Raw genomic sequence first — 22142 nt, 5'->3', positions numbered from 1 at the left:
TGATCAGATTGAGTCTGAAGATTTCTTTTTCTTTACACCATGAAAATCTTTAAGATAAAAAGGCTCAAAATAGGCTATATCTTCAAATTCTTTTTTATTAATTTTTTCTAACGTTTTCTTTATCAGGAATTGAGCAGAAGGGTAAACCTCTTCATTAAAATCGGCATTTGGCAACTGTAAAACCTCTTTTGCTTTTTTGGCACCGTCGCCTACAAAAATTACTTTTTTTATCTTTCAGTTCTTCAAATGAAGTTTCATCTAAAATTTTTGCTTCCGTTTCAGAGAGTTCCTTACCTGTTGTGCCATCATACATGCCCGTATAAACCTCCATTCGTCTTGCATCGACTAACGGGACAATAATATCATAGTTTTTGCCTAAAAAAGGCTCTATCATGCTTTCCAGAGAATTCACAGCAAGCAACGGAATTTTTAATCCGTAACAGAATCCTTTTGCAGACGAGGCACCAATCCTTAATCCAGTGTAAGATCCTGGACCTTTTCCCAAAGAAACCGCTTCAATATCCTTTAAAGAAATCCCGGCTCCTTCCAGAGCCCATTCCACAAATGTGTGAAGACTTTCGGATTGTTTATAGTTTTCTGAAACTTCTTCGGTGAGACACAGTAGTTTTTCATTATCTGAAATCGCTACTGAGCAGTTTTTTGAAGAGGTTTCGAGGTATAATATTTTCATGTAAAATGTAACAATTTAACAGTTTAACAATGTACCAAATATTAGGTAATTTTAAATAACTACAATATCCGGTACAAATTTAACCATTATTTTGAGACTGCTTTCTGTAAATCGTTCTCGGTTCGGACTGAGCAGAAGGGTAGATGGTCATATCGGAAATACAGACATGTTTGGGTGCATTGATACAATAAGCAATAGAATCTGCAATATCTTCGGCTTTCAGAGGTTCGTATCCGGCATAGACTGTCGCCGCCTTTTCGCTATCTCCTTTGAATCTTACCATTGAAAAATCGGTTTCTACGGCACCCGGCTGAATATTGGTTACTTTGATCCCGAATTCCGTGAGCTCTATTCTCATTCCTTCGGAAATCACATCAACTGCTTTTTTTGTAGCACAGTAGACCACGCCGTTGGCATAGGTTTGCCTAGCAGCAACAGAACTTATATTCACAATGTGCCCCGAATTTCTTTCCTTCATTCCGGGAATAATCATTTTTGAAATATATAAAAGTCCTTTTAAATTTCCATCGATCATAGAATCCCAGTCGTCGGTTTTTCCTGCAGAAAGCGGATCTAAACCATGTGCATTTCCGGCATTGTTAATCAGAACATCAATATTTTTCCATTCTTCGGGAAGTGAATTAATGGCAGTTTCCACTTCCTCCAGATTTCTAACGTCAAAATTTAAACTAAATATCTCGGTGAATTGAGAAAGTTCTAATTTCAACCTCTCCAATACTTCTGATCTTCTGCCACATATAATGATTCTGTTTCCTTGTTTTGCAAGAAGTTCTGCTGTGGATTTTCCTATTCCGGATGTTGCTCCGGTGATTAATATTGTCTTCATAAAAAATTGAAAATTTTTAAAATACCAACGTAACAGTGTATCAGTGTAACAGTCTGGCAATAAGTATATTCATTAATTGGTAAACTGCTACACTAATACATTACATTAATTTAATTTGCATCGAATGCTTCAAAAGCATTATCAATATGTTCAATAATTAAATTTCCTTTTTCATCAGGAAGAACGGAAATGATATCAAACCGCACTTCCTTGGTTACATTAAATTCCTGCATATAATGATCTGCTGCAGAAACCAACAATCTAATTTTCTTTTTGTTAACAGATTCCTGTGGCAGGTTAAAAACATCAGTAGAACGGGCTTTCACCTCGCAGATGATAATGAAATCATCCTTTTCTGAAATGATATCAATTTCAGCTTTCTGAAAACGAAAGTTTCTCGCCAGAATTGTATAGCCTTTTTTCAGTAAAAATTCTGCTGCTAATTCTTCTGCCTTTTTTCCTAAATCATTGTGTTGTGCCATTGTTGGGTAAAGGTTTAGTGTTTGAGAGTTGAGGGTCTCGGGGTTTAGCGTTGAAATTATATTTAAAAATATACCATAGAATATTTAATTTTCAAATTCAACCATAACCTTATCCTTAACCTCCAATCTCACATTTGCGCCAATGATCAAGGGCCGGTTATCTTTAATATGTCCATTCGGAAAGCCAAAAACCACAGGAAAATCATACTTTGAAATTCTTTCTGAAATAAGCTGATATGCAAATTCATCAAAACTATCATTGTACGAAGCATTCTCTTTTTCATTTCCCATATTGGTCATTCCTCCGATAATCAAACCTTTAACTTTTTTGAAAACACCTGCAAGCTCCAGGCTCATCATCATTCTGTCAAGCGCATAAAAATTTTCGCCAATATCTTCAATGAATAAAATTTTATCTTTAAACTTAAAAGAATAATCGGTCCCTAAAAGCGCGTAAACTAATGCTAAATTACCTCCGACCATCTGTCCATTACAATAACCTGTTTTATTTAATTGGTGTGATTTAAGATCATATATTAAACTTTTCCCATTTAATATATCAAAAATAAGATCATAACTTTCGGTGGTTACTCCAAAGCTCGACGTTTTAATCGTCTGTCCATGGATTGAAGCAAAACCTTTTTTTAAGAAGAAAGCTCTGAATTACCGTATTATCAGAATATCCGATATACCATTTCGGATCTTTTTTTAAACTTTTTCAGATCAATACTTTCAAGAAGATGCTGACATCCGTATCCACCTCTGGAGGCCCAAATGGCAGAAATTTCGTTATCATTTAAGGCCCAGTTGATATCTTTAATTCTTTCTTTTTCTGTTCCGCCATAATTGTAGCCATTGGAAAAATTACTGTAAAGATGCTCTCCGAATACAGGTTCGTATCCTTTATTTCTGATCATCTCAATTCCTTTTTCAAGCTGAGAAGGTTCTACCGCACCGGCAGGGGAAATGATGGCTATTTTATCACCTTTATGTAATGATTTAGGGAAAATTATTTTTTTCATTTCTGTTTTTGGTATTTTACCTCGGTTTTTTCGGCTTCTTCAAGTCTTTTATCAAACTGGTTGAATTTTTTGAAACTTTGTAAAAAGATAAAGAAACTGAAAACAATAAGTATTCCGCCTACGATTCTTCTTATTTTATTGGCCAATTTCTGGGTGAGCTTATCATGAAACTGCTTGGCAAGGAAGATCTTGGCAAGATCTATAAGAAGATAAGTTCCGATCACAATTCCTATGTATAAAATAAAATTGCCGGTATTCGGATACTGATTTCTTACAGATATCACCGTTACCAGCCAGAAAAGAATGACACCAACATTCAGAAGATTAAAGAAAAATCCGTTAATGAAGGTTTTAAAATAATTCTGATTAATAAATTTTTCTTCTCCCGGGATATGCATTTTGGTCTTCGTGACCATCATTACAATTCCGTAGACAAATATCAGAATGGCGGTAATTCTGTAGAAACCGGGGTGTTTGTCGATTAAAGTTACGATATCCGCACTTGCATAATAGGCTGCCAATATGCAGAGAAGATCTGCTGAAATAACCCCGATATCAAGTGCTAATGCGTGTTTCGGGCCTCTGGAGAAGCTGGTTTCGATCAGAAGGAAAAATATCGGTCCTATAAAAACCAGACTCAGCATGAATCCTAATATGACTGCAGATAAGATAAGTTCAAACATCAAGTTATTTTTTAAATGAAAATCAGCATTTTCATTCATTTATACAAATTTAAACTTTATGATTTAATTATTCAATAACTCTGGATTTAAGAAAAGTATTAATTAAAATAAATTTTTAAGTTTATCTGCTTTACAATAAAAATCCGTCTCACTTTATCATGAGACGGATTCTATCTTTTAGCTTGAAAATTATTTATTCAACAATCTTAAAATCCAGTTGTTTCTGAATCAGATTGGCTTTCACAACCTTGATCTGTACCTGATCTCCAAGCTGATAACGTTTTCCGTGTCTCATGCCATAGACCGCGTGGGTTTTGGCGTCATAAGAATAGGAGTCATCAACAAGATCTCTCAGTTTAATTAAACCTTCCGCGCCGTTTTCAGGAATTTCAACCCAGAAACCAAACTCCGCCACTCCGGAAATCACTCCGGTGAAAGTTTCTCCCAAGTGTTTTTCCATGAATTTCACCTGCATGAATTTAATGGAATCTCTTTCCGCATCGGCAGCCAGACGTTCCATAGAGCTGCAGTGTTTTGCTTTTTCTTCAATTTCAGTTTTATTCGGTGATTTTCCTCCATCAAGATAATGCTGCAGCAACCGGTGTGCAATAAGATCGGGATAACGGCGGATAGGAGAGGTGAAGTGGCTGTAGTACTCGAAACCAAGGCCATAATGCCCGATTGGTTCCGTAGAATACACGGCTTTACTCATACTTCGCATCGCAAGCGTTTCGATCATATTCTCTTCGCCTTTACCTTTTACATCATGCAAGAGCTTATTCAATGATTCTGCAACTTTTTTAGTATTGGCCAGATCCATTTTATATCCGAAAGTCGAGACAAAATCTCTCAGCGATTCTAACTTTGCAGGATCCGGATCATCGTGAACCCTGTAAATAAAGGTATTTTGGGTAATATCTCCTTTCTTATTTAATGAAACAAATTCAGAAACCTTTTTATTGGCCAATAACATAAATTCCTCGATCAGGTGATTGGAGTCTTTGCTTATTTTGAAATATACTCCGATCGGTTCATTGTTTTCATCAAGATTAAATCGTACTTCACTTCTGTCAAATGTGATAGCGCCCTGTCGGATACGTTCTGCCCGCATTATTTTCGCTAATTTATCCAGAACATTGATTTCTTCCTGATAATCACCTTCTTTTGTTTCGATTCTTTCCTGAGCTTCCTCGTAGGTAAATCTTCTGTCGGAATGAATAACCGTTCTTCCAAACCATTGTTTTTTGATTTTGGCATCATCATCAAGCTCAAAAACGGCTGAAAATGTAAATTTATCCTCATTGGGACGAAGTGAGCAGACATCGTTACTCAAAACTTCGGGAAGCATCGGTACAACGCGGTCTACCAAATAAACCGATGTTGCTCTCTGATACGCTTCGTCATCCAGAATTGTTCCGGGAACCACGTAATGAGAGACATCAGCAATATGAACCCCGATTTCCCAATTTCCGTTTTCCAGTTTTCTGATGGATAAAGCATCATCAAAATCCTTAGCATCTTTCGGGTCAATAGTAAATGTGGTGATCCCACGCATATCCCAACGTTTTGATACTTCGTCATCGTTGATACTTCTATCGATTTTATCGGCATCTCTTTCCACTTCTTCAGGAAATTGATACGGTAATCCATATTCTGCAAGAATAGAGTGAATTTCCGTTTCATGTTCTCCGGGAGCTCCCAAAACCTGTATAATTTCTCCTTGCGGATTTTTATCTCCGGGTCTCCATTCAGTCATTTTTACAACAACTTTATTACCGTCTTCAGCACCTCCGAATTTTCCTTTCGGAATAAAAATATCCGTATTGATGGTCTTTTTATCGCAGACTACAAACCCGAAATCCTTGTGAGGAACCACCTGTAGAGTACCCACAAATTCTGTTCTCGTTCTTTCCAAAACTTCCAGAACAGAACCTTCCAGTTTTTTACCTTTGTAAGTGTAAGTAACGATTAAAACTTTATCACCCTGCAATGCATCTTTCACATTTTTAGAATGGATAAAAATATCATCTTCCAGGCCTTCTACTTTTACGTAGGCATTTCCGGACTGGTTAAAATCTATGGTTCCTGTTAAAGTTCCTTTGATATTAAGATTGACGATATACTTTCCTTTTTCAGTTTCTTTAATTCTCTCAGCAGCCTGCAACTTGTGCAAAGCCTGAATGACAAGTTCTCTCTGTCTGGGATTTTTATAATCTATTCCATCCGAAATTTGTTTATAATTGTATATTTTCGTGGAATTTTCATTCATAAAACGCAAGATCAGTCTGCCGATTTCCTGTAGTTTATGATCATTTTTCTGACTTATATATTTTCTTTTTTTTGGCATTTTTTAAATTTTAATTTTTTTTAGTTTGAACCTAATTTGACCATTTGTGGTAATATTACATAGAATAGCACACAGAATCACGCTTTCATTAGTCATCATTAATAAAATGTGATATGTAGTTTTGCAAGGTTCATTTATTACGACTTCAGCAATTTTCTTTCCAAGTATTTCAATAAAGAGAAGTTTAGTTCTGCATAAATTTAATACAAAAATGGAAAAGTGATGGGAAAACCTTTTATTAAATATTTTTAATTAATAATATAGGCTTTTTTGGAAATGACAGCATGATAATGTCTGCCGGACGGTGCAAATATACAAAATAAAAAATAAATAAGGCTTGTAATTTGATTTACAAGCCTTTATAATTTAGCAGTATGTTATTTTATCAACTCTTTTTTGGTGTCTGCCACCTTCAAAATCTGTAGAGAGGAATTTATCTACTATTTCAATGGTCAGCTCTTTGGAAATGAATCTTGCCGGGATTGATATCATATTGGCATCATTATGCTGTCTTGCCAAGGAAGCAATCTCCGGCATCCAGCACAGAGCGCAACGAATTTTCTGATGCTTGTTGGCTGTAATCTGAACACCATTTCCGCTTCCACAAAATAAAATTCCCAATTCATTTTCTCCCTTCTCTACTGAAGTAGCTGCCGGATGTACAAAGTCCGGATAATCCACACTGTCTGTGGAGAACGTTCCAAAATCCTGAACGTCAAAGTTTTCCGACAAATAGTTCTTAACAATCTCTTTATACTCGAAACCTGCATGATCAGCAGCAATAGCAATTTTTCTTTTCATAACTGTTTAATTAGTCTTTTCCAGATTTATTTCAACACAAAGGTAAGAATAATAACAATGCTTGTTAGTCTTTCGGGAGTAAATTGTGAATTGCATTGTGAATAACTGTGGATAACTCTGGTAAAATAAATGTTTCGTAACATTAGAAAAATTTGTAATGAAAACTTCGTCCAAAAAAAATGTTAAAATTTTCAAAAAACTTCTTTGCACGAATTCTTGGGTTTTTCAAGAAATCACTTACTAATAAAGAGAATTGGGGAAAAGTTATTAATAATTGTTAGTAACGAAGTGAAAAATCAGATTCACAGCAGATTATAATGTAAATAAAATGTTAATTGAATATAAAATTAAGTGTTATGAAAATTTTAACAAAAACTTATCCCCTAAATTCACAACACTCAACAACAATGACATATTCTTTTTTTTTAATAAAGAAAAAATTGTTGATAGATGATTGTTGGGTTTTGCGGGAAACTTTTCTGAAAACTTTTATCGGGTTGCGACAATTCAAAAATTTTAAAATCTTACATTTGTGAAAAGAAAATTCAACGATATTAATGGAGCAGGTTAGCGGCGGGATTATTAAAATCCTGTATTAATAACCGGCTGCCAATGACCCGAAGAAATAATATAAATGTACATATGAAAACAATTAACGATTTTAATTTTAACGGTAAGAAGGCTCTTGTAAGAGTTGATTTCAACGTTCCTCAGGATGATCAGCTTAAAGTTACAGATAATACCAGAATTGTAGCGGTAAAACCTACAGTAGATAAAATTCTTCAGGATGGTGGGGCTGTAATACTCATGGCACACCTGGGAAGACCTAAGGGTGAAGTAAAGGATGAATTTTCTCTTAAGCATATTCTTGACGAGGTTTCAAATGTCTTGGGACATCAGGTAAAATTTGTTGAGGAATGTATAGGGGAGAAAGCAGAGCAAGCTGCTTCTGATCTTAAACCCGGAGAAATCCTTTTACTGGAAAATCTACGTTTTCATACTGAAGAAGAAAAAGGTGATGAAGCTTTTGCTGAAAAGCTATCCAAATTAGGTGACGCTTATGTAAACGATGCCTTCGGAACTGCACACAGAGCACATGCTTCTACTGCTGTAATTGCTAAGTTTTTTCCTTCAACTAAATTTTTCGGTTTATTGATGGCTAATGAACTTAAAGCGATTGATAAAGTATTAAAATCTGGTGAACGTCCTGTTACAGCGATACTTGGAGGCTCTAAAGTTTCAACCAAAATTACGATTATTGAAAATATTCTTCCTGCAGTAGATAATCTGATCATTGGGGGCGGTATGGCTTTTACATTCATTAAAGCGCTTGGCGGTAAAATCGGAACTTCATTGGTAGAGGAGGATAAATTGCCTTTAGCGCTGGAAATTTTAGGAAAGGCTAAAGAACACAATGTAAAAGTATATCTTCCTTCTGATACCATTATTGCCGAGAGTTTCAGTAATGATGCGGAAAGAAAAGAATCTGATATTTATGATATTCCTGAAGGTTGGATGGGAATGGATGCTGGTCCAAAATCAAGAGATCAGTTCAATGATGTTCTGCTAAATTCAAGAACGATTCTTTGGAACGGGCCGATAGGAGTTTTTGAAATGTCAAACTTTGCAGCAGGAACAGTAGCTCTTGGTGACAGTATTGCTGAAGCTACAAAACTTGGAGCGTTCTCATTAGTTGGGGGAGGGGACAGTGTAGCTTTTGTGAAACAATTCGGTTATGCTGAAAAAGTAAGTTATGTTTCTACCGGTGGAGGAGCGATGCTGGAAAGTCTAGAAGGTTTAGAACTTCCTGGAGTGGCGGCTATTAATAATTAAAATTCTTCTTTATTTAAAAAAATAATCCACTGATTTTTTTTCGGTGGATTTTTTATGTTTTTATTAATTTTCTTCTACAATGTAATACTTAAGGCTCGTATAATTTGTATTTTTTAATAATATTATTTTACTGCAATTTTTGGTGTAAAATAAAAAAACTCATAAATTTTATGAGTTTTAAGATTTTGATAAAGAAATTGTGAAAAAAATCGACCTTCAGAAATGGGCTAAATTTCTATTTTCTATTTTTTTTTCGATAATATATATCAAACTTGAAAATTCGTTAGAAAAAAGTGCTTTTACGTTCGAAATTGTTCCAAAGATGATAGCTTTTGGCCAAAATAAACCGGATTTTTTGTATTTTTCGCTCAACATAGAGATATAATATGAATCCAGAACCAAAGGTTTGATTTTTCTTAATTTCCAGTTTGGTTTTTTGGCGATGAGATTCTCCATTCCTTTTTTTGTGAAATGATAGATATGTCTTGGTACGTCATAAGCTGCCCAATATTCTTTATAATGTAGGGCATCATAAGAAGTGGGGTTGGGAACGGCAATAATCAATAATCCATTGTCTTTTAATTTTTTATTGAAAATTTCAAGCATCTCATCCTGATTTTCAATATGTTCGAAGACATGCCATAAAGTAATGGCATCCAGGCTATGATCTTCAATGTTATTTATGTTGTCTAAAATCGTCGTCTTTGATGATTTATTTGCAGCAGCATTTCTGGCATCTGCATCCGGTTCAAATCCGAAAACGATGAAATCATTTTCTATATACTTTACGAATTCACCTGCTCCGCAACCATAGTCCAGTACTTTTGAACCTTTTTTTAATTCTGTCCAAAAGAATTGTTTTCTTATACTGAAGATTGAATGATTGTAGAAATTTATATAATTTTTCTTTTAAGCTTCCTGAATCCTGATGGTGGGAAATATAGTCTTCACTTTCATAATATCTGGAAATATTTTCCGGAATAGGAGAGGTTTTAAAAACTCCTTTTGTTTCGGTTTCTTTAATTTCAAATATTTCCTGTGAAAGAAAATGATCTTTAATTTTCATTATATTCGGTTTCTGTAATAAATAAAATTAAGATATTTATTGTTTATAATACGTTCATAAATACCTTATTTTTCGCTTTAAATTTATTTATGTTTCACGTGAAACATTTTGTATTTAACGGCCTAAATAGACTAATAAAACGTTAATATCGGCAGGTGAAACACCACTAATTCTGCCAGCCTGAGCAATTGTTTTTGGACGCACATTAGTCATCTTTTGTTTTGCTTCTGCAGAAAGACTTGATATTTTAGTATAATCAAAATCGTCGGGAATTTTTATATTTTCCAGCCTGTTTAGCTTGGCAACGTTTTCTTTTTCTTTTTCAATATAGCCTCTATATTTAATGTTTACTTCCGCCTGTTCTCTTACTTCATCGTCATATTTTGAAGCAAATTCTTTGATGGCTTCAATATTTTCAAGCTTTTCCAACGTCATATTAGGTCTTGTGAGAATCTGAGCTGCTCTGTAAGCCTGATCAACAGGACTGCTTTCAATGGATTGTAATATAGGATTTATTACTCCCGGTTTTAAAGATGTTTCCCGAAGAAAGCTTTCAAGTTCTTCACTTTTAGATACTTTCTCTTCAACTCTTTTTAATCTTTCCTCTTTTGCTAATCCCAGATCGAATGCTTTTTTGGTTAGTCTGATATCTGCATTATCCTGTCTTAAAAGGAGCCTGTATTCAGCTCTGGAAGTGAACATTCTGTAAGGTTCTTCAGTACCTTTTGTAATCAGATCATCAATTAATACCCCAATGTAGGCTTCATCTCTGTTAAGGATAAATTCATTCTTTTCGTGTACTTTGTTGTGTGCATTTATACCCGCAATAAGACCTTGTCCTGCAGCTTCCTCATAACCGGTTGTTCCGTTAATTTGTCCGGCAAAGTATAAATTATCAATAATTTTTGTCTCCAATGTATGCTTTAACTGAGTAGGAGGGAAGTAGTCATATTCAATAGCATAACCTGGACGGAAAACTTTTACATTTTCAAATCCTGGAATATGTTTCATTGCTTTAATCTGGACATCTTCCGGAAGAGAAGAACTGAACCCATTAACATAGATTTCTACTGTTTTCCATCCTTCAGGTTCTACAAATAGCTGGTGCCTGTTTCTTTCTGCGAAACGATTGATTTTATCTTCAATACTCGGACAATATCTAGGTCCTAAACTTTGAATAGTACCGTTAAACATTGGACTTCTGTCGAATCCTTCACGTAAAATATCGTGTACTGTTTCGTTGGTATAAACGATATGACAGCTTAATTGTTTTGTTAACTTAGGAGTGTTTAAATAGCTGAATTTTTGAGGATTTTCATCTCCTTTTTGTTCTTCCATTTTAGAATAATCAAGGCTTCTTCCATCTACTCGCGGTGGGGTACCTGTTTTCATTCTTCCTGCTTCAAAACCCAGCGAAACCAATTGTTCCGTTATCCCGAAAGCTCTTGGTTCGCCCATTCTTCCTCCTCCAAGTTGTTTATCTCCTACATGAATCAATCCGTTTAGAAATGTTCCGTTGGTAAGAACGACAGAGCGGCTTTTTATCTCTATTCCTAATGAGGTAACAACACCTGTAACTTTGTTATTTTCTACGATAAGCTGTTTTACCATGTCCTGAAAGAAATCAAGATTAGGGGTGTTTTCTAAAGCTAATCGCCATTCTTCTGCAAAAAGCATTCTATCGTTTTGTGTTCTTGGTGACCACATGGCAGGACCTTTTGAAAGGTTAAGCATTTTGAACTGTATCGCAGATTTGTCCGCTACAATTCCTGAATATCCTCCCATTGCATCGATCTCGCGAACGATCTGTCCTTTGGCAATACCTCCCATTGCAGGGTTGCAGCTCATTTGCCCGATAGTCTGCATATTCATTGTTACCAGCAGTGTTTTTGAACCGAGATTGGCAGCGGCAGCGGCAGCTTCACATCCTGCGTGGCCTGCACCCACTACAATAACATCATATATTTCTGAAATCATTTTTATTGCTTGTTTTAAGCTTGAAATTTTAATCTTTTATATAAATGTTTCACGTGAAACATTCTTTTAAATTACAGTCTGAAATCGCCTGTAATACGCTTATTTAGCCCCGATCGCAGCATTTGTCTGAGCTCATTTTCTTTTGAAAAAAAGAAAATAGCGAGTGCGGAGAGCGGGATCAAGCTTCTGAAAAATAATTAATAAAATAGAATTAAATTATTACACTTTTTTATTTCAGTTGCTGTATTTTGCTAAATAAAAATCTTCTTTGCTTCGCATTAATTGTTCCTCTTCTTCGGATTTATCTTTGTATCCCGAAAGATGGAGAATGCCATGTGCCAATACTCTTCTCAATTCTTCTTCATAATTTTTGGATAGAGTAGAAGCATTGTCTGAAATGCGGTGCAAAGATACAAAAATCTCTCCGCTTATGGTTCTGCCTTTTACATAGTCGAAAGTAATGATGTCTGTGTAGTAATCATGCTGTAAATAATCCTGATTTACTTTGAGAAGATATTCGTCGTCACAGAATATATAGTTGATTTCGCCAAGCTTTTTTCCTTCTGAAAGAATAATATCTTCCAGCCAGGCTTTATAATCTGAATTAACAGTTTCGGGTAAGTTTTCGTAAAAGAATTGTATCATTGTATTAAAACCAGTGTCCTAAAATAACACTGAATATGCCTTTTTGATTATTTTTAAGTGAGTGACTGAAGTTTATTTTAATCTGTCCAAACGGTGATCTGTATCCTGCGGTAATTCCCGTGGAGCTGTAATTTAATTTGGCAGCATCTCTGAAGCTAATGTCATCTGATAAATTGGCAAAAGAAAAGTTTCCGCTTATGAAATAATTTTTATTGAATTTAAATTGAACATCATTGGAAATGAGGGCAACATTATTTGTACTTAACTGTCCGAAATAAAAGCCTGAAAAGCTTCTGAAATTTATGATGTTCTGTTCAAAAATTCCACCCAGTTTATATTGATAAAACTGAGGGAGATTTTCTCCTATCGTGATTCCTCCATAAAGATTCAAGCGGTAAGAAAATTGCTTTGAGAGCGGAATATTTATTCTGATGTCTGCTTTTACCTGCACCAGTCTTTTTTCAACTTCCGATTTCATAAGATCGATTACTTTACCTTCTGCACTTATATAAATACCACGGGTAGGGAAGTCTTTGTCATTCTGAGTATCACTTTTTAGAAAAACATAGGGATTCAGAAAACGGTTAATGCGTAAATTGTTCCCATTGGCTTCAGCTTCGAAATAATCATGGCTGATACCTGCCCCAACAGCAAATTTGTCTCTCCAGATAGATTGTATATAAGCTTCATTTCGGAGCCATGTCCATTGATCTATTTCATAATTATTGATGTCTTTTAAATTAAAACGCATTCCGGAAGAATAAAGTCCAAATCCGGGTATATATCCATTATCTATAAAATAATTTAAATAATATCTGGGTTTATCACCAATGACAACATCAAGAGATAAATTAGAATTTTTAAATAAAAGGCGCTTTGCAGAATAGTTAAGGAGAAGCCCCGTTTTGAAAATTTCATCATAATGTAATCCGAATTTCAGGAAATGGCGGGCATTATCCTCAGTGACATATAATTTGAGATAATTAGCATCATTTTCTGATACAATATCGTAATTAATAAATTTATAATTATTGGTAGCAACAAGCTTGTCGATCCTCTTGTTAATACTTCCATAAGTCTGCATAGAAGGAAGTCGTAGACCCATCTTTCCGAGAACGTAGTTTTTACCGTAAATTTTGCCTCCTTCTATCGAAAGGCTGTCTATCTTATAGACATTTGAATATATTGGATTTATACGCTGTCTGAGACGGTCGAATGGGCGTTTGGGAAGCTCATCCAATATCTGTGAATATTTAAGACCTTCTGCATACCCGCTGTCAAGAATTTTTTTCTTTTCATCGTAGCTTGTTGCGGTCATCCCTTTTAAATCGGGCTTTATATTAATATCGGTGTATTTATACTGTCTTCTGGTATCTTTTTTAATACCAAAATCAATCACCTGGTTCAGGATAGAGATGATGTTTCCCAAATCTTCCCGTTTAGATAGATCCTGGTTAAGGTCGACTCCGATTACAATGTCGATTCCCTTATCTTTTAAGGGTTTTGAAGGATAATTGACGGTCATTGCACCATCTATATAAATACTGTCGCCAATTTTTACAGGATCCATTAATGAAGGAAAAGCTGAACTTGCCATGATAGACTGTACAAGATCTCCCTTTTCAAAAATTTCCATATTTCCACTTTCAAGATTGGTGGCTACACACATGAATGGAATAGGCAGTTTTGAAAAGTCATTAATATTAGAAACATTTTTAAAAAGCTCTTTTAATAGATAAACGTTCTTTTGTCCTGTACTTATGGAAGAGGGGAGTGAAATTTTTCCATCTTTTAAAGGAATGGAAAGCAGATATTTGTCGACAGATTTATTAAAGAAAGTGGTTTCCTGTCTCGTAGCTTTAGGATCCATGATTAATGAATAAAAATCTGTATCCATGACGATTTTTTCGATCTCTTTACCGGAATATCCTGAAGCATACAAACCTCCTACAATGGCTCCCATGCTTGTTCCTGCGATATAATCTACCTTTACTCCTAACGAATCCAGCACTTTAAGTACACCGACATGAGAAAATCCTTTAGCTCCGCCACCGGCAAGTGATAATCCTATTTTTGGATTTTTCGGAATTACCAGATTTTTCTTTACCTGTGATTGTATCAAAAACAGATGAAATACCAATAAAAGGATCAGGAATTTTCTCATTTGTTAATCTTTTACATAAATCCGTTTCACCCGCGGTGAAATGGAGGTTAATACTTCGTATGTGATGGTTTTGCAGTAATCTGCAAATTCTTTTAATGTTGGCTTTGCGTTGAATACAGTTACCGTATCACCTTCTTTTACATTTGAAATTTCATCTACATTAATCATCATCATATCCATACATATATTTCCAACAATAGGTGCAAGGGTTTTATGTATTCCTACGTTTCCAACCTTATTTCCGATCAGTCTGGGGATACCATCGGCATATCCTACAGGAATTGTAGCAATTTTTGTGGGATGATCAGTTTTGAATTTTCTGCTATAGCCTACTGATTCTCCGTTTTCTACTATAGATATTTGGGAGATGACTGTTTTAAAACTAACTACAGAACGCAGCTGTTTTTGTATTTCACTATTCGGTGATTCTCCTAGCATTCCGATCCCGATTCTTACCATATCATACTGGTGATTCGTATAACTTGTGATTCCGGATGAGTTCAGGATATGACGGATAGGAGTGTAACCTAAATTTTCTATCAGATAATTTGAATTCTTATCAAAAATTTCAAGTTGTTGTAAGGTAAATTTTTTTTCTGAAGGAACATCGGAAGAAGAAAGATGACTGAAAATACTCTGAACTTTCAGGTTTTTATGATGTAAAGTCTGGTTTAGTTCTTTGAGTTCAAAATCTTTAAAACCAAGACGATGCATTCCGGTTTCCAGTTTGATATGGATCGGATATTTTTTATCATAACCTGATTTTTGTACAGCCTGATAAAATAGTTCCAGTACCCTGAAACTGTAAATTTCCGGTTCAAGATTATAGGCAATGATAGTTTCATAGCTGTGCTGTTCCGGATTCATAACTACGATTGGCACTGTAATACCTTTCTTACGAAGCTCAACACCTTCGTCAGCAAAAGCAACGCCCAGATAATCAATATGATGATGTTGTAAAAATTCTGAAACTTCATAACTTCCCAGACCATAAGCATTTGCCTTGACCATGGCCATCATTTTGGTTGTTGGTTTCAGTAAAGATTTATGAAAGTTAATATTGTGAAGAATTGCATTAAGATTAATTTCAAGTACCGTATCATGTTTTCTCAGTTCAAGAATATCTTTAAGCTTTTCAATCTCAAATTTTCTCGCACCTTTCAATAATATAATCTGATTTTCAATTTCTGTAAGATGTTTACTGTCAATTAATTCCTGAGTATTAATGAAAGTGAAAGTTTTAGATTTAAATAATTCACTATATTTTGATATTACATGGCCGATCAGAAATACAAAATCAAATTTCTGCTCATTTACAAGTTCCGAAACTTCATGATAAAGCTCTTCTGAATTCGAATTTACTCCCAGAATATCCGTAAGAACAAGGGATTTTTTTAGGCTTATTATATTCATTTAAAAATTGTAAAGCTGTTTTTAAAGAATCCAAATCAAGGTTAAAAGAATCATTAATGATAATATTATTTTTAATTCCTTCAATAGCTTCAAGCCTCATTTCAACCGCCTTTAATGCATTGATTTTTTCGACAATCTTTTCGTTTTCGAGTCCTAGTTCCTTTAAAACGGTTAGAAGGGCTAAGGCATTTGTTAAAGTAGCTTCATCTCTCTGATGAACAGGAAAAGAAATTTCTTCACCGAAATATTGAACAACAACATTTTCTTCTTTTGAAATATTACTTTTAAAATAAACCTGATTATCTTGTTTAAAACCGTAAGAAATTAATTTTTTACTTGAATATAAAACCTTTATTTTTTTGTCAACCAATATATTATCTCCATTGTAAATGATGAATTCAGAATCTTTGAAAAGCTTGATTTTTTCATCAATCAACTCTTCTTCTGATTTGAAATTGGCAAGATGTGCAGATCCGATATGAGTCAGTAAACCAATCTGCGGATGGAAAATATTTTCCAGCCTTTCCATTTCATCAGGTTTTGAAATTCCTACTTCAAAAATTCCCAACTCGTGAGACTTATTAATTTGAAGCAAAGATAGTGGAAGACCAATCTGAGAATTAAAACTTTTAGGGCTTTTTACGGTTGAAAATTCATTCCAAAGACATTGATAGAGCCATTCTTTTAAAATAGTTTTACCATTACTTCCTGTAATTCCGATTGATTTTATATGAGAATTTTCAAAGTGATATCGGGCAAGTCTCTGTAGAAATTCCACAGAATCATCAACAATAATCCATGTAATATTTTCGTATTGAGCATCATAATGTTCACAAATGATCACCTCAATTCCCCGGTCAATAGCAGCTTCAATAAACTTTTCTCCTGAATTTTTCTGGGTATTGATGGCGATAAATGCAGTATTTTTGGTAGAATAAATAATCCTGCTGTCAAACGCTATATTTTTGATTATCTGGTTTTTATCTCCAATAACTTTAGCGCCGGTGATTTTTGCGATATCTTCTGCGTTGTAATTCATTTATAAATCGTCTATTATGAATTTTTTTGTCTTCATCATGATAATTATTATACAATCGTAATATTTTCAGATGTTCTGATTCTAATCCGTAGATCAGAGTTGTTTGTTCCGCAATTAAGAGTTTATTATAATCAGGAAATTTTTCAAGCTTCTGAAAAATTACTTTTTTTATCAATGATTAATCCTAATTTATGATTAAGGATATTTATAAAATTCTGATATTCTTTATAGGTAAATCTGTTTCCTATATAATCTTCAATCTGTTCCAAATCCTGAAGAGCAAATCTAGACCACCTTATTTCCATATTTTTTCAGAAATCGTTCTTCAGAAATTTTCATAACATCTTCATGAGAATGATAAATCCCATTTTTAAAGTCATTTTCAGCATCTTCTAATGATTGTAAAAAAGAATTTTCAGGTTCAATAATCTCTGCAATTCTCAGTAATTCTTCCGGAAGAAACTTTTTCTCTTTCATCTTCCGGAAAAAAGTAGGCTCGGAAATACCGCTCTTTTCTATGATATATTTCAGCTTGAAAGGTGAATTTTTCAAGATCTCATCAATCGAATTGCTGATTTTTATATAATTTTTAATTTCCAATATCATTTTCTGATAGTTTTTACTATTATATTTTGAGTAAAATTACTAATAATTTTGATATTAATTATTTTTTGTTTAAAACTTCATCCACAAAAACCTTTCGGCTCACAGCATCATAAGATTCTGTTTCTCCGAGTTCTACGAGATCTTTTCCCTCGGAAGTTCTCATCGAATAATTAGCCAGATTTCCTGTTCTTCTACAGATGGCGTGTACCTTGGTTACATATTCTGCAGTTGCCATGAGATTCGGCATCGGCCCGAAAGGCCTTCCTAAAAAGTCCATATCCAAACCGGCAATTACAACCCGGATTCCGCTGTTGGCTAATTGGTTCGCTACATCTACAATGCCTTCATCGAAAAACTGTGCTTCATCAATTCCCACCACATCACAATAGGAAGCCAATAAAAGTATTTCATTGGGATTTTCTACCGGTGTACTTCGGATTTTATTCTGATTATGAGAAATCACATCTTCATCAGAATATCGTGTATCCAGTTTTGGTTTGAAAATTTCCACATTCTGCCCCGCCATTTCTGCCCTCCTCAGCCTTCTGATCAACTCTTCGGTTTTACCGGAAAACATCGAGCCACAAATAACTTCCATCCAACCACTTTGTTTGGAATGATTAATTGTATTTTCTAAAAACATTTGTTAAATTAGCCGTATATTTTTAACATCAAAAGTAAGCAATTTTTTAACAAGATTCTTATATGCAAAACATCCAAGATTTAAAGGAAAAGATTTTTTTTGAATCCAAGAATATGATCGCTATTCTGGATAAAATAAGCAATGTAGACGAGTTACTTTCCAAGCAGGATCTTGTAGATGAGCTTGCCAACAGGATCTCGTTTTTACGATTGCTTGAAAAAAATATAGAGTATTTTGGAACTGAAAATTTTTCGCCATCTCAGGAAAATCAAGAAAAAATTTCCTCTATCCAGTATAGTGAAACAGAAAATATAATAGAGGAAGAAGAAGTTATTTTCAATAACAGGCTCAACGAGATCGGGGAAAATGAAAAATACCCTTCATCTGATCAGGTTACTGAAGAAGAAGCAATCTTCAATAATCAGCTGAATGAAATTGTGGAAGGTGAGCTTCACGAAACATTAGTTAATTTTGTTGAAGAAAATCCTGAACCAGAAATTTCTGACAATGAAAATTTTGCTGCTGTTGAAAAAACTGAAGATGTATTCACTGAGCAAATGGAAGAAATTGATGAAAATGAAATTTCTAATGAATCAGATGATATCTTAAATTTTGTAGATGAAGAAAGAATTTTAGCCAATTCAGAACCTGAAAATGATGACGATATCGATGAGGATATGTTCAGCAACGAACATACTGAAGAAGAGGCTATTTTTAATAATCAACTAAACGAAATCGATGAATTTGAGAACGAAGTTTCTGATGATCAGGCAGATTTAAATAATACCGAAGAACAGGAGAATATTCGTCATCATTTTGAGAATGAAGTGAAAACTGGAAACAGTCCGGAGATCACCGAAAGAATTCCCAGTATTTTTGATACGGAAACTTTAGAAGAAGAACTATTAATTGAGGAAACTGAAGATCATTTTACGGTTACCGGAATGACGGTTGAAAACGGAGAAATGCCTACTGATACATCGAATGTGGAAAGTATTTTAACGGAAATCAAGCATGAAGCGGTAGCCGAGGAAATACAGGAGCAGACCGTTCTTGCTGAAATCAACGACAGACGCAAAATCGTTGATATCGACAGACCTGTTCCGGAAAAAGAAAAAGATAAACCGGCATCTGATGAAAGTTTTGAGAATCTTGATGCTTATCATCACGAGAAAAAGATAAAATTAGCCCATATCAAAGGCTTAAAAACTGTTCAGTCACTTTTTGACGATGATCATCTGGAAAGAGATGTACCGGTAGAAAAAGCAGTGGAGAAAAAAGCAGATAAAGGCGGCATTTTAAAAACCAACATACCGACCGACTTTATGGAAGCAGAAAAGAAAAAACCGGAATTTAAGCTGGATTTGAATGATCGTATTGCTTTCACAAAAACACTTTTCGGCGGAAGTCAGTCTGAACTTAATGAAACGGTAAATAATCTCAACAGTTTCAGAACATTAGAAGAGGCAAAAGAGTACCTGAGCGATCTTTATTATTCTAAAAAATGGAATAAAGTGGATGAATATGCCCAAAGACTCTGGATATTGGTAGAAAACAAATTTTTATAACTTAAATTTTGAGCGGAATTCTATATTTTGTTCCCACACCGATCGGGAACCTTGAAGATATGACCTACAGAGCGGTAAATGTGCTGAAAGAGGTAGATTACATACTATGTGAAGATACAAGAACTTCCGGGATTCTTCTGAAGCATTTCGAGATTTCCAAGCCGTTAAAATCTTATCATCTCCATAATGAACATCAGGCAACGGAAAAAGTAATTACTGATCTTAAAAGCGGACAGAATATTGCTATTATTACCGATGCCGGAACTCCGGGAATTTCGGATCCTGGTTATCTTCTTGCAAAAGCAGGTGCCGATCATCAGATTGATATGATTTGCCTGCCGGGAGCAACAGCATTTGTTCCGGCTTTAGTAGTTTCCGGCTTACCGAATAACGAATTTCTTTTCGCAGGATTTCTTCCCCAAAAAAAAGGGAGACAAACTAAGCTGAAGCAGCTTGCCGAAGAGAAAAAAACCATCGTTATCTACGAAAGTCCACATAAAATCAACACAACATTAGAACAGATCAAAGAATTTTTCGGGGAAGAAACTAAAATCAGTCTCAGTCGCGAAATTTCAAAAAAATTCGAAGAAACGAAACGCGGAACAATTCTTGAACTCATTGAATTTTCAAAAAGCAAAACCTTAAAAGGTGAGATCGTACTCATCGTAAATAATTCCATTTAATTGAAAAAATTAATTTTCGTACTGTTTTCGTCGGTTTGCCTCGGACAGACGGATCAGTATAAACAGATACTTTTAACTAAAAAGCTGGGCAAAGAAATACGTTCTTATTCAAAAGGTTACGGAATGCTCACTGATGTCAAAACCGGGAAAGCCGGAATTGTAGATTCTTTAGGGACTATTACTTTTAACTCTTCTTTTAAAAGCGAAATTTCACGGATCTGGAAAGACCGTTTCATCCTGAAGGTAAAAGCAGGAAATTCAAACGGAAAAACCGCAGTCATTGATGAAACAGGGAAAGAACTCATTCCGCTGGATAACTTCAAATTCAGGACATGGGAAAATAAAGACCGCCTGATCTATACAAAACAGGGAAAAGAATGTGTATATGACTTTAACGGGAAGCAGATTATTCCTTTTTCAGATAAAATAGAATTTGGGAGTGAGAACAGATTTTTTGTTAAAAAGAACGGAGTCTGGCTGATTTATGATTTCGATGGAAGACAGATTTCAGACAGGGAGTTTACGACTGATCTCCGCTTTTACAAAGGGAGAACTTATATCGTAACCGGTGACAAATCAGGTGAAATTATTGACAATAATGGTAAAACTTTAACGACCATTTCCAATCATAACGTCGATAATATCAATGCGTTTCCATTTCTCGTGACACTCGATACCGCAAAAAATACCTACGGAATTATTAATGACAAAGAAAGTGTAATTGCTGATGAAATCTATGATCAGGCTTTTGTGGGGCGGGAATATATTTATCTCACAAAAGATGACAAAGTAAGTATTTTTTCAAAGAAAGAAGGGAAAGTATATGATCTTGATTATCATTATGTAAATCCGCTCTTTAATGGTTTATTTAAAACATCACAGGACCAGAACAATCCCAAAGCAGCAGTGGTACGCTTATCAGGTGAAGTTGTTTTTCCGAAAGAATATGACAGGGTAGAAGGCCTTAGCATGCACGGAGAAAAGTATCTGTATCTACGGAAAAATGATGATGAACAGATTTTAGATAAAAATTTAAAAAGTATTTTAAAAGAAGATTATGAGATTGAAAAAATATTTCCCAATACTCTTATCTTAAGCAAAGAAGATATTTACTACAAATTCTCCCCTAAAGACGGGCAATATGTGGAATTGAAAGGTTTCAAAGAAATCAAACCTTTTGAAATGTATCCGATGCTCGTCGGCAAAAACATCGACAATTTCTACGGAATATTGGATGAAGAGGGAAAAGAAGTCGTTCCGTTCATTTATGATGACATTATTACTTTTCCCGGAGCCAATGAATTTGTCATTAAAAAAGATAATAAATTCGGGGTTAGCAATCATCAAAATGAACCTTTAGCGGAAGTTGTTTTTGATAAATTTATACAGGATAAAAAAGGAATAAAGCTCATCAGGGGAAAAGAAACGCAATATATCTATTTTACTGAGCAGAAAGACCGTAATTTTATGGATTAGAAAATTGGCTGATTAAAAGGCATAAAATTTTGCTAAAACTATGATTTAAAATGCAATGAATAACATTTTGTAATATCTTTGCGCACTGTTTTATTTCTGTAAAATTAAATAATGTATATTAGTCAACTTTCAAAAGGCTAGTAAGTTATAAAGAAA

15 protein-coding genes and 4 pseudogenes are annotated in these 22142 nt (G+C 34.6%); 4 read left to right on the top strand and 15 right to left on the bottom strand.

The features are described 5' to 3' along the window. Positions 1–3: 3 nt before the first annotated feature. From tsaB to rpiB, 7 genes and pseudogenes are all read right to left on the bottom strand, one after another. Positions 4–691 (bottom strand): annotated as a pseudogene (gene tsaB, locus AAHI02_RS13340) (tRNA (adenosine(37)-N6)-threonylcarbamoyltransferase complex dimerization subunit type 1 TsaB). Between the two features lie 79 nt (positions 692–770). Then, entirely contained in the window at positions 771–1538 is a 768-nt protein-coding gene (locus AAHI02_RS13335; protein WP_346983660.1) for an SDR family NAD(P)-dependent oxidoreductase, read from the bottom strand. A gap of 110 nt (positions 1539–1648) precedes the next feature. Further along, positions 1649–2020, bottom strand: a complete 372-nt coding sequence (locus tag AAHI02_RS13330; RefSeq protein ID WP_346983659.1) for a YraN family protein — start codon at positions 2018–2020, stop codon at positions 1649–1651. Positions 2021–2104: 84 nt separating this feature from the next. Next, positions 2105–3042, bottom strand: a pseudogene (locus AAHI02_RS13325) (LD-carboxypeptidase). Beyond that, on the bottom strand, positions 3039–3725 hold the full coding sequence (locus AAHI02_RS13320) for a LysE family transporter (RefSeq protein ID WP_346983658.1): 687 nt from the start codon (positions 3723–3725) through the stop codon (positions 3039–3041). Before AAHI02_RS13320 ends, AAHI02_RS13325 begins: the two are co-directional and overlap by 4 nt. Before the next feature lie 193 nt (positions 3726–3918). After that, on the bottom strand, positions 3919–6072 hold the full coding sequence (gene rnr / locus AAHI02_RS13315) for a ribonuclease R (protein ID WP_346983657.1): 2154 nt from the start codon (positions 6070–6072) through the stop codon (positions 3919–3921). A gap of 366 nt (positions 6073–6438) precedes the next feature. Further along, positions 6439–6873 (bottom strand): ribose 5-phosphate isomerase B, encoded by a 435-nt coding sequence (gene rpiB / locus AAHI02_RS13310; RefSeq protein ID WP_346983656.1) that lies wholly within the window; start codon positions 6871–6873, stop codon positions 6439–6441. Positions 6874–7515: 642 nt separating this feature from the next. On the opposite strand from rpiB, the gene AAHI02_RS13305 reads away from it, so the two are divergent. Continuing rightward, positions 7516–8706, top strand: a complete 1191-nt coding sequence (locus AAHI02_RS13305) for a phosphoglycerate kinase (RefSeq protein ID WP_346983655.1) — start codon at positions 7516–7518, stop codon at positions 8704–8706. A 216-nt stretch (positions 8707–8922) separates the two neighbouring features. Here the strand turns inward: AAHI02_RS13305 and AAHI02_RS13300 are convergent. From AAHI02_RS13300 to AAHI02_RS13265, 8 genes and pseudogenes are all read right to left on the bottom strand, one after another. After that, positions 8923–9772: pseudogene (locus AAHI02_RS13300) on the bottom strand (class I SAM-dependent methyltransferase). Between the two features lie 114 nt (positions 9773–9886). Beyond that, positions 9887–11749: a tRNA uridine-5-carboxymethylaminomethyl(34) synthesis enzyme MnmG gene (gene mnmG, locus AAHI02_RS13295; RefSeq protein ID WP_346983654.1), complete on the bottom strand. Its 1863-nt coding sequence runs from the start codon at positions 11747–11749 to the stop codon at positions 9887–9889. 234 nt (positions 11750–11983) lie between these two features. After that, entirely contained in the window at positions 11984–12394 is a 411-nt protein-coding gene (gene ybeY, locus AAHI02_RS13290) for an rRNA maturation RNase YbeY (RefSeq protein WP_346983653.1), read from the bottom strand. 4 nt (positions 12395–12398) lie between these two features. Further along, positions 12399–14558: a patatin-like phospholipase family protein gene (locus AAHI02_RS13285; protein WP_346983652.1), complete on the bottom strand. Its 2160-nt coding sequence runs from the start codon at positions 14556–14558 to the stop codon at positions 12399–12401. Positions 14559–14561: 3 nt separating this feature from the next. Continuing rightward, positions 14562–17010: pseudogene (locus AAHI02_RS13280) on the bottom strand (bifunctional UDP-N-acetylmuramoyl-tripeptide:D-alanyl-D-alanine ligase/alanine racemase). A gap of 143 nt (positions 17011–17153) precedes the next feature. Beyond that, complete coding sequence (locus tag AAHI02_RS13275; RefSeq protein ID WP_346983651.1) at positions 17154–17315, bottom strand: type II toxin-antitoxin system RelE/ParE family toxin; 162 nt, start codon at positions 17313–17315, stop codon at positions 17154–17156. Next, a complete protein-coding gene (locus tag AAHI02_RS13270; RefSeq protein WP_346983650.1) occupies positions 17296–17616 on the bottom strand; it encodes a hypothetical protein in 321 nt (106 codons plus the stop codon). Before AAHI02_RS13270 ends, AAHI02_RS13275 begins: the two co-directional genes overlap by 20 nt. A gap of 58 nt (positions 17617–17674) precedes the next feature. After that, positions 17675–18259: a thymidine kinase gene (locus tag AAHI02_RS13265; RefSeq protein WP_346983649.1), complete on the bottom strand. Its 585-nt coding sequence runs from the start codon at positions 18257–18259 to the stop codon at positions 17675–17677. Between the two features lie 62 nt (positions 18260–18321). Here AAHI02_RS13265 and AAHI02_RS13260 point away from each other — a divergent pair, with 62 nt between their 5' ends. From AAHI02_RS13260 to AAHI02_RS13250, 3 genes are read left to right on the top strand one after another with little or no spacing between them, the layout of a single operon-like run. Further along, positions 18322–19827, top strand: coding sequence for a hypothetical protein (locus AAHI02_RS13260; protein WP_346983648.1), 1506 nt, complete (start codon positions 18322–18324; stop codon positions 19825–19827). Positions 19828–19835: 8 nt separating this feature from the next. Continuing rightward, positions 19836–20510 carry a 16S rRNA (cytidine(1402)-2'-O)-methyltransferase gene (rsmI, locus tag AAHI02_RS13255; protein ID WP_346983647.1) on the top strand — a complete coding sequence of 225 codons (675 nt, stop codon included), beginning with the start codon at positions 19836–19838 and terminating at the stop codon, positions 20508–20510. Then, positions 20511–21986 carry a WG repeat-containing protein gene (locus AAHI02_RS13250; protein WP_346983646.1) on the top strand — a complete coding sequence of 492 codons (1476 nt, stop codon included), beginning with the start codon at positions 20511–20513 and terminating at the stop codon, positions 21984–21986. Positions 21987–22142: the final 156 nt, after the last annotated feature.

Origin of the sequence: Chryseobacterium sp. POE27 (assembly GCF_039727685.1) — a bacterium.
Lineage (GTDB): Bacteria > Bacteroidota > Bacteroidia > Flavobacteriales > Weeksellaceae > Chryseobacterium.
This window is presented reverse-complemented; position numbering and strand designations above follow the sequence as displayed.

What these genes read in the sequence shown, in the direction of transcription:
- rpiB (WP_346983656.1), bottom strand. Translation starts at nt 6,873, where the DNA reads ATGAAAAGAAAAATTGCTATTGCTGCTGATCATGCAGGTTTCGAGTAT.
- AAHI02_RS13305 (WP_346983655.1), top strand. Translation starts at nt 7,516, where the DNA reads ATGAAAACAATTAACGATTTTAATTTTAACGGTAAGAAGGCTCTTGTA.
- AAHI02_RS13270 (WP_346983650.1), bottom strand. Translation starts at nt 17,616, where the DNA reads ATGATATTGGAAATTAAAAATTATATAAAAATCAGCAATTCGATTGAT.
- AAHI02_RS13320 (WP_346983658.1), bottom strand. Translation starts at nt 3,725, where the DNA reads ATGTTTGAACTTATCTTATCTGCAGTCATATTAGGATTCATGCTGAGT.
- AAHI02_RS13335 (WP_346983660.1), bottom strand. Translation starts at nt 1,538, where the DNA reads ATGAAGACAATATTAATCACCGGAGCAACATCCGGAATAGGAAAATCC.
- AAHI02_RS13285 (WP_346983652.1), bottom strand. Translation starts at nt 14,558, where the DNA reads ATGAGAAAATTCCTGATCCTTTTATTGGTATTTCATCTGTTTTTGATA.
- mnmG (WP_346983654.1), bottom strand. Translation starts at nt 11,749, where the DNA reads ATGATTTCAGAAATATATGATGTTATTGTAGTGGGTGCAGGCCACGCA.
- AAHI02_RS13265 (WP_346983649.1), bottom strand. Translation starts at nt 18,259, where the DNA reads ATGTTTTTAGAAAATACAATTAATCATTCCAAACAAAGTGGTTGGATG.
- AAHI02_RS13330 (WP_346983659.1), bottom strand. Translation starts at nt 2,020, where the DNA reads ATGGCACAACACAATGATTTAGGAAAAAAGGCAGAAGAATTAGCAGCA.
- ybeY (WP_346983653.1), bottom strand. Translation starts at nt 12,394, where the DNA reads ATGATACAATTCTTTTACGAAAACTTACCCGAAACTGTTAATTCAGAT.
- AAHI02_RS13275 (WP_346983651.1), bottom strand. Translation starts at nt 17,315, where the DNA reads ATGGAAATAAGGTGGTCTAGATTTGCTCTTCAGGATTTGGAACAGATT.
- rnr (WP_346983657.1), bottom strand. Translation starts at nt 6,072, where the DNA reads ATGCCAAAAAAAAGAAAATATATAAGTCAGAAAAATGATCATAAACTA.
- AAHI02_RS13260 (WP_346983648.1), top strand. Translation starts at nt 18,322, where the DNA reads ATGCAAAACATCCAAGATTTAAAGGAAAAGATTTTTTTTGAATCCAAG.